The sequence below is a fragment of the Desulfobotulus alkaliphilus genome, from assembly GCF_007830435.1.
Lineage (GTDB): Bacteria > Desulfobacterota > Desulfobacteria > Desulfobacterales > ASO4-4 > Desulfobotulus > Desulfobotulus alkaliphilus.
In genome coordinates, this window is sequence record NZ_VLLC01000059.1 from 1 (window position 1) to 7993 (window position 7993).

At 45.3% G+C, this 7993-nt stretch carries 9 protein-coding genes; 7 read left to right on the forward strand and 2 right to left on the reverse strand.

The genetic code is table 11. From position 1 onward, the window contains the following. Positions 1 to 524 precede the first annotated feature (524 nt). The 7 genes from LZ24_RS16455 to LZ24_RS16485 all read left to right on the forward strand — a co-directional run bounded on the left by LZ24_RS16455 (position 525) and on the right by LZ24_RS16485 (position 5119). Complete coding sequence (locus LZ24_RS16455) at positions 525 to 1829, forward strand: HEAT repeat domain-containing protein (protein WP_144686803.1); 1305 nt, start codon at positions 525 to 527, stop codon at positions 1827 to 1829. A gap of 188 nt (positions 1830 to 2017) precedes the next feature. Beyond that, a complete protein-coding gene (locus LZ24_RS16460) occupies positions 2018 to 2410 on the forward strand; it encodes a type II toxin-antitoxin system VapC family toxin (RefSeq protein WP_144686804.1) in 393 nt (130 codons plus the stop codon). A 1-nt stretch (position 2411) separates the two neighbouring features. Further along, positions 2412 to 2630 carry a type II toxin-antitoxin system Phd/YefM family antitoxin gene (locus tag LZ24_RS16465; protein WP_144686805.1) on the forward strand — a complete coding sequence of 73 codons (219 nt, stop codon included), beginning with the start codon at positions 2412 to 2414 and terminating at the stop codon, positions 2628 to 2630. A gap of 357 nt (positions 2631 to 2987) precedes the next feature. Further along, on the forward strand, positions 2988 to 3287 hold the full coding sequence (locus tag LZ24_RS16470) for a hypothetical protein (RefSeq protein WP_144686806.1): 300 nt from the start codon (positions 2988 to 2990) through the stop codon (positions 3285 to 3287). 399 nt (positions 3288 to 3686) lie between these two features. Next, the gene (locus LZ24_RS16475) at positions 3687 to 3980 is read left to right on the forward strand and encodes a type II toxin-antitoxin system RelE/ParE family toxin (protein ID WP_144686807.1); all 294 of its coding nucleotides are present in this window, start codon (positions 3687 to 3689) and stop codon (positions 3978 to 3980) included. Then, entirely contained in the window at positions 3946 to 4308 is a 363-nt protein-coding gene (locus LZ24_RS16480; protein WP_139450993.1) for a HigA family addiction module antitoxin, read from the forward strand. The genes LZ24_RS16475 and LZ24_RS16480 overlap by 35 nt, the downstream gene beginning before the upstream one ends. Positions 4309 to 4342: 34 nt before the next feature. Beyond that, complete coding sequence (locus LZ24_RS16485; RefSeq protein WP_144686808.1) at positions 4343 to 5119, forward strand: transposase; 777 nt, start codon at positions 4343 to 4345, stop codon at positions 5117 to 5119. A gap of 175 nt (positions 5120 to 5294) precedes the next feature. Here the strand turns inward: LZ24_RS16485 and phaC are convergent, their stop codons facing one another. After that, on the reverse strand, positions 5295 to 7073 hold the full coding sequence (phaC, locus tag LZ24_RS16490; protein ID WP_144686809.1) for a class I poly(R)-hydroxyalkanoic acid synthase: 1779 nt from the start codon (positions 7071 to 7073) through the stop codon (positions 5295 to 5297). A gap of 319 nt (positions 7074 to 7392) precedes the next feature. Beyond that, complete coding sequence (locus LZ24_RS16495; protein WP_144686810.1) at positions 7393 to 7746, reverse strand: hypothetical protein; 354 nt, start codon at positions 7744 to 7746, stop codon at positions 7393 to 7395. Positions 7747 to 7993: the final 247 nt, after the last annotated feature.

The window sequence follows — 7993 nt, forward strand, 5'->3', positions numbered from 1 at the left end:
GATGGTGCAGGAAAAATTGTACTGCAAAATGACAATGAAAGAGCTGATTTTAACTTTATCCAAACTACGCATTCAGGAAATTAAGGGAGTTAGAATCCTTTTCCCATTAACCAAGCTTCAAAAAACTATCTTCAAAGCCTTTGGAGCTAAAGAGCCTTCGTAGGTATAAAAATGAGCGGGATTTTAGGTATTATCTGAAGGGGTGGCAGCATGGCAATTTCGGTCACTACTGGGGCAGAACTCAATACATCCTGCTTCCTGCCTTGGATTCTGCAAGGATAAACGCTTCCACCAGAGATCTCATCAGGGTTCTGAAACGAAAATTCAGAGCATTTCCAGACCCTATGGCTGTCAGGTCAGATGATGGTTCTGAAGTGCTGACAAACAAAAATACCGAAAAAATCAGTGACGCTGCATGGCTTTGTATCGTCTGTTCTGAAAAAACAATGGCGAAAAATCCCCGTAAACAACACCGAAAACAAAAGGAACAATCCACTGACCGGTTTGCGTTCCCCCTGTCAGTCATGGCAAGACGATTTCCTGAAAGATTTGTAAAACTTGCCCTCCGTTTCCCACCGGATACCCATCCCGCGTATTTTGCAGCCATTCTGGAAGGCCTGACCCATAAGCCCTCTGCGGAAAGTGGGACTGAATCTCAGAAGGACTCCTGGAGTCCTTCTGGGATAAAAAGCATTGAGGCCTTTTTCGATCAGCACCCTCCAGGAGAAGACGAGGAATATGCCCTGCTTTTCTGTCGTATGCTCAGGGAAAGGGCCGATGAACCCTGGCAGGAAAAAACCCTTAGCCATCTGATTCATTATGCCACCCAGCATCCAGATCCAAGGATGGAAAAGGAAGGGTCCGATCAGGCTACGGTTCATCATCTTGCTGGACGCAGTCTCAATTGTGTCCGTGGGGTGGCCGCTGAAGCCATCGGCCGTATCCTGTGGGCACAGAGCCACAGGCTGGAAATCATGCAGCCCGCCATTGAAGCTCTTGTCCGAGATCCCCATCCCGCCGTCAGAATGGCGGCCATCAAGGCCATTGAACCGGTTATAAATATGGACAGGAATCTGGCGGCTCGCTGGTTTTCCATGGCCTGTGAAGGAGATCCGCGCATAGCTGCCTCGCCACATGGCCTGCTTTTTTTCAACTATCTGATTCCAAGCCATTTTGAAAACGTCGGTCATCTGATTCCTGAAATGGCCTTTTCTTCCTTCCAGGATGTGGCTTTTCAGGGGGCAAGGCAGGTTGCGGGACGCTGGTTGTTCTGGGGCTTTTTTGAAAAAGAGCTGTCCCGGTGCAGAAACGGCACACTCGCACAGAGAAGAGGGGTAGCTAATGTGACAGCAACATTCATAGTCATAGATGACAGAAAGCATTTTGAAAAATGTCAGGATCTTTTTCTCCAGCTTATGAACGATGGAGAAAAGGAAGTACGGGATGAGCTGAGAAATATCTTCAGGAAAGAAGAGCTTCTTCGGTGTTCTGAGGCGATACCCTTCCTGCTGGACTACATCAAGTCTCAGGCCTTTGCCGACAGTTTCAACCATTTCATAGGGGACTTGAAGGAGTTCGAGGGAAGCCTTGTCCCCCTGGCAGATATTATTTTTGCAGTTTCTGAAGAAATCCCCAAAATCCTGAAAGAAAAGAGATCCCATCTGCCCTATCCCTCTCAGGAAATGCCCGGTCTTCTGCTGCGACTTTACGAGCAGTCACAGGAACAGAGAAACCAGAGCATTGCCCAGCGCTGTCTGGATATCTGGGATCTCTTTTTTGAAGAGGGAATAGCCAGAGTAATCGAACTGACAAAAAATATGGAGCACTGACCCCATAACATCCAGCGGTAACCACTGGTAACCACAGGACACCCGGTAACCACAGGACACCCACTTGGTTCTCGTTCCCATCCTAACCTTTAAAAATCATACCATTTATTTGAGTCTTCCATTTCTGCACTTGACAACTCACATCAGAATTGTACAATTGTCAAAAATCATATATTTTGGAGCTGATAATGGAGATCGTAATCGATACTTCAGCAATAATAGCAGTCATAGTAGATGAACCTGAGCGCGAAAAAATTATTGAATTGACAAGAGGAAATACCCTCATTGGCCCAGGTTCGATTCCTTGGGAAATTGGAAATGCGTTTTCGGCAATGTTTAAAAAAAATCGAGTGAGTCTTGCAGAGGCCGAAAAAGGGCTTGAAATTTTTAAAAAAATTCCGATTCGGTCTATTGAAACCAATTTTGCAAATGCCGTAACAATATCTCAAAAAACCAATATCTATGCCTATGATGCCTATTTTCTGGATTGTGCCTTAAGACAGAAAGCACCCTTACTGACATTGGACTCAAAGTTATGTGCCGTTGCCAAAAGTCTAAAAATCTCAACACTGGAGGCATAGAATGCAAATTTACACATATTCAGAAGCAAGACAAAAGCTTGCGATTGTTCTCGATCAGGCTGAAACTTCCGGTAAAGTCCTCATTCGGAGAAAAGATGGTCGCACATTTGCTTTAATTCCTGAAAATATTTCTGATTCCCCTCTGGACATTCCAACCATTAAAGCTAAAATTTCTACCAAGGAAATTGTTGATATGATTCGTGAAGGAAGGGAAAGGTAACGACGTGGCGGCCTATGCGGCCATGAGCTACCACATCGTGCTGCATGTGGATGAGAACCGTGCCCTTACCTTGTCGGATCGTGAGGTCTTCACCCGCTGGACACGGCTTTTCAAGGGGCCGGATGTGGTGAGACGTTACCTTTCAGAAACCGAAGACCTGAGCGCATCGGATCAGCTCAGGCTCAATGAGCTGGCAGGCCTCTACCGAAGCCGCCTTTATGATGTTTCGTGGTTCATGCGGATGCTCAATGAGTCGATTGCAAGAAAAGCCAATCAGGAGGAAGGCATTTCCGGCAGGTTCTGGGAGGGACATTTCAAAGTCAGGCCCTTCTCGATGAAAAGGCCATTCTGGCGGCCATGGCCTATGTGGATCTCAACCCTGTTCGGGCGGGTATGGCCGAAACCCCTGAAACCTCAGACTTTACATCCATCAAGGAAAGGCTGGATGCCCTTAAGGCAAAGGATGCGGATGCCTGTTCTTCTCTGCCTTCCGTCACACCACCGGATGCATCCCCGGATACTCAGCAGGAAAAACCGAGAGCTTCCCTTGCCCCCTTTGATGACCTTACGGATATGGCCTTTGCCATTCCCTTCGGATTCCATGAATATGCAGAGCTTGTGGACTGGAAGGCAGCTTACGCGCAAAAAACGGGGTAGTATCTGCCGGAAGGCCCCTCCCCTTCTCAAACGCTTAGGGCTGGATGCTGCCGTTTTTGTATCTTCCATGGAGACCCTTTTAGAGCAGTTCGGCACCGCCGTGGGAGATCCGGAAGTTTTAAGAATGCACTGCAAACTCAGAGGCCTGCGATGTATGCGGGGTGCCGGGTCTGAAGTGTTTTTTGATGCGGCCTGATGGTGGGATCATTCTTTCTGCTCCCTTACACATCTTCACTCAGCCACAGGATGCCATTCTGTTATGCTGCCCTTGACCATAAAATATTTGACAGATATAATGCCTACCATTATCTTAATTGCGTTAGTTAATCAACATCATGAAATAATGTATAAAATTACTTCAGAAGAAAAAAAGTATTTATCGAACGGTTACGACATTCCATGATCAAAACTTTCAAATCAGCTGGCACAGAAGATATCTTTGACGGCATAGCCTCACAAGAGGCCCGCAAATGCTGCCCTCAATCCATCTGGCCTGTTGCCCGACGAAAGCTGGATCAGATCAACCGGGTAAGGGAAATCAATGAACTGAATGTTCCCCCCGGTAACCGTCTTGAACGCTTAAAAGGTTACCGTGAAAATCAGTACAGTATTCGCATCAATCAGCAGTACAGAATCTGTTTTAAATGGGAGGAAGGCCATGCCTGCGAAATTGAAATCACCGATTACCATTGATGTGGGCCGTCGTTTGCCTCAAAACCGCCCACCGACACATCCTGGAGAAATGTTGCTGGAGGAATTTATCAAGCCTCTGAATATCACCCAGACGGTACTTGCCCACCATCTGGGGGTGTCCTATCCACGCCTGAATGAAATCATCAGAGGCAAACGCTCCGTAACTCCGGACACAGCCTTGCGGCTGTCTCATGTTCTGGGAATGTCGGCAGATTTCTGGCTGGGCCTACAACAGGATTGGGATCTCTGGCATGCCATGAACAGCCCCGAAGCAAAAAAGATCAGGTTGTTAAAACCTCTTTGTAAAAAAGAACCTTCTTTTGCATAAACACTAAAACGTGTCATCAATTGTACGGCTGATCTTGTCGGATCATGAAGTCTTCAGCCGCTGGACACGGCTTTTCAAGGGGCCGGATGTGGTGAGGCGTTACCTTTCAGAAACCGTAGACCTGAGCGCATCGGATCAGCTCAGGCTCAATGAGCTGGCTGGCCTCTACCGAAGCCGCCTTTATGATGTTTCATGGTTCATGCGGATGCTCAATGAATCCATCGCAAGAAAAGCCAATAAGGAAGAAGGCATTTCCGGCAGGTTCTGGGAGGGACGTTTCAAAAGTCAGGCCCTTCTCGATGAAAAGGCCATTCTGGCGGCCATGGCCTATGTGGATCTCAACCCTGTTCGGGCGGGTATGGCCGAAACCCCTGAAACTTCAGACTTTACGTCCATCAAGGAAAGGCTGGATGCCCTTAAGGCAAAGGATGCGGATGCCTGTTCTGTCACACCACCGGATGCATCCCCGGATACTCAGCAGGAAAAACCGAGAGCTTCCCTTGCCCCCTTTGATGACCTTACGGATATGGCCTTTGCCATTCCCTTCGGATTCCATGAATATGCAGAGCTTGTGGACTGGACAGGAAGGCAGCTTAAGCGCAAAAAACGGGGAAGTATCTGCCGGAAGGCCCCTCCCCTTCTCAAACGCTTAGGCCTGGATGCTGCCGTTTTTGTATCTTCCATGGATACCCTTTTAGAGCAGTTCGGCACCGCCGTTGGAGATCCGGAAGTTTTAAGAATGCACTGCAAACTCAGAGGTCTGCGCTGTATGAGAGGTGCCGGGTCTGAAGTGTTTTTTGATGCGGCCTGATGGTGGCTGGATGGTGCCTCAAGACAGAAATCACCATTCCTGACATTGGACTCAAAGCTGTGTGTGCAGTTGTCAAAAAATCTAAAAATCTCAGTACTGGAGGCATCAACCACAGGCCCCCCACTTTGTCCCTGCAAAAGTAAAGCCATAGTCCAGACACAGGTTTTTTTTGAGTTTAGCCATCACACCTTTTAAGCGCATAACTTCCCGGAGCTTTTTCAATTTCCCTGAATTTGCCTTTCCCTGGTATTCTTTTTTCTGTCATTTCACCTGCAAATTCTTTATTCCAATTATGCCAGTCGAGCCACCATGAGCCTTCTTTTTTCTCAACGGTTTCAATCCATTCTGCAGGAGTATCAAATTCAAGATCTGCGGCCTTATAACCGTATTTATTTTTGTACGGAGGATTAGCAACACCTGCTACATGCCCTGACCCGCCGAGAACAAACCTTTTTTTACCGGGAAAAAGAAGAGCTCCTTTAAAGGCAGCCTTCCATAACACTATGTGATCATCTTCTGCTGCAAGAAAATATGAAGGAGTTTTTATTTTTGAAATATCTATCGGAACTCCTCCTATTGTTATTCCGCCCGGATCTTTAAGCCTGTTTTCAATATACATATTCTGAAGATAAAAAGCATACATACCTGCAGGAAGATTTGTTGAATCCGAATTCCAGTACAAAATATCAAAAGGAACAGGATCTATACCTTTGATATAATTATTTACAGCATAAGACCAGACAAGGTCGCTCGGCTTTAACATATTAAATGTTTTGGCAAGATGTCTTCCGTCGAGATATCCGTTTTTTTTGATATCCTCTATTATTTTATTAACCTGTGCCTGATCAAGAAAATTTCCAATATCTCCTGGTTCTGAAAAATCTAGCAAAGTTGCCATATAAGTAAGAGATGCAAATTTTTTCTGCTTTTTGGCCTCAAGATATGCTGCTGTTGTGGCAAGAATTGTTCCGCCTGTACAGTATCCTATGGCTGAAACTTTATTAGTTTTTGTTATTTTTTCTATTACATCAAGAACTTCAAGATGTCCTTCAAGCACATAATCTTCATATCGTTTTGCAGCATGCTTTATTGAAGGGTTTACCCATGATATTACAAAAACAGTGTAGCCCTGACCCGCTAACCACTTAACAAGGGACATTTTTTCATTTATATCAAGAATATAATATTTATTTATAAAGGGAGGGGATATTAAAACAGGAATATTGAAAACATTATCAGTAGCAGGATGATACTGAATAAGCTGGAGTATATCATTCTGGTAAACAACGCTTCCTTTGCTGACGGCAATATTCTCTCCTGGCTTGAATGCTGTATTATCAGAAATTCTTACATTCAGGCTTCCGTCTTCATTGCTTACATCATCTAAAAAATTATCAATGCCGTCGAATATATTTTCACCATTATGATCTAAGGTATATTTCAAAAGTTCAGGATTTGTAGCCAAAAAATTGGAAGGAGAAACTGCTTCAAAAAACTGTTTTGTATAAAACTCAACTCTTTTCTTTTTTTTGGATTCAACACCTTCAACATCGACCACAGCATCTATAACAGATTTTGAATTTATAAGATAAAAATCTCTCATGAGCTGAAAAAAGAGATTTTTATTCCATTCTTCGCTTTTAAATCTTTTATCTTTTCCCGGTTTTTCTTCTTCATTTTCTCCGGGATTCAAAGCTTTTTCTACAATAGCAGAAGATACTTTATTATAATCTTTCATGATTTTCATACTTAAATTAAAAAGAGTTTCAGGGTTTAATGCAATTTTTTGAAAAACTTCAAAAAAATCGAGCATCAAACCGGGCTGTGGAAGCTCACTTTTAACCTTGTTTTTTGAAAGAGCAATTACATAACTTTGCTGTTTGTTAGTAAATTTAACCATAAGATCATAAATTCTATCCAGATCAAAACCAGAGGATTCTATTTTTTTTTCCATATTTCTCCTGAATTAAGGCTGTTTAACAAGGATTTATCCAGTCTTAAAAATCACACTGACAGAATAAAACATTTGTTAACTTATATTTATCGGGCATAATTATCAAGCTTAACTTAACCCAAAACCTCCACCAACCTTAGCCACACTTCCCCTATGGTATTTCAGCAGGCTCTTTAACCACCGGATGAACCACCGGATGAACCACCGGACACCCTCTTTGTCCTTCTCTTTTTCCATATTGCCCTCTGTATAAAAGGGAGCGGGCTGATCAGATCAGAAAGTCCAGAAAAGCCATCAGAACAAAAAAGCACATCCTGCTTCACGACGGGTCGTCACTGCCGGTCGAAGAATCCATATTTTCCGTATCCCGCCAGATATGAAAGAATCCCGCAACACCGCTTTTCATCCGCTCCCATTCTTTTTTAACGGAAAATGTCCCCGTACCCAGCCGCCTTCTGTTCATCTGCACATGCACAGCTCCTATGCAATGTACCTGCATGGCAGACTTCAGGGTCTCCAGATTGAACGGAGGTCCGCAGACCACAGCGCAGACCACAGCCCACAGACCCAGACCGACCACAGGACCGACCACAGGACACCGACCACAGCACCGACCACCGACCACCGACCACACCGACCACAGGACACCCAGTGCGCCGGGATAAGCTGGCATAAGATTGGAGGTGCAAGTCCTCTATCCGGTAAGGTGTAGCGAACCGCCGGAGCCCCGAGTCATGGGCTGCTGCTCGTGAGGGTAGTGGTTAAGCGTTGACAGGGGAACACACAGGCTCGGTATTGAGCTCCGAAATCAGGGTTGGGAATGCTGACCGTGTTGGGTGAACGGGAAGGCAAAACTGAATGCTGCGTCAACGCAAGTGGCAGGCAGGTTCCCCGGAGTCGCTGACCCGGTGCATGTGTGG

Bases quoted from the DNA above. Each gene is read 5' to 3' on its own strand.
- LZ24_RS16455 (WP_144686803.1), top strand. From the start codon at position 525: ATGGCAAGACGATTTCCTGAAAGATTTGTAAAACTTGCCCTCCGTTTC.
- LZ24_RS16460 (WP_144686804.1), top strand. From the start codon at position 2,018: ATGGAGATCGTAATCGATACTTCAGCAATAATAGCAGTCATAGTAGAT.
- LZ24_RS16465 (WP_144686805.1), top strand. From the start codon at position 2,412: ATGCAAATTTACACATATTCAGAAGCAAGACAAAAGCTTGCGATTGTT.
- LZ24_RS16470 (WP_144686806.1), top strand. From the start codon at position 2,988: ATGGCCTATGTGGATCTCAACCCTGTTCGGGCGGGTATGGCCGAAACC.
- LZ24_RS16475 (WP_144686807.1), top strand. From the start codon at position 3,687: ATGATCAAAACTTTCAAATCAGCTGGCACAGAAGATATCTTTGACGGC.
- LZ24_RS16480 (WP_139450993.1), top strand. From the start codon at position 3,946: ATGCCTGCGAAATTGAAATCACCGATTACCATTGATGTGGGCCGTCGT.
- phaC (WP_144686809.1), bottom strand. From the start codon at position 7,073: ATGGAAAAAAAAATAGAATCCTCTGGTTTTGATCTGGATAGAATTTAT.
- LZ24_RS16495 (WP_144686810.1), bottom strand. From the start codon at position 7,746: ATGCCAGCTTATCCCGGCGCACTGGGTGTCCTGTGGTCGGTGTGGTCG.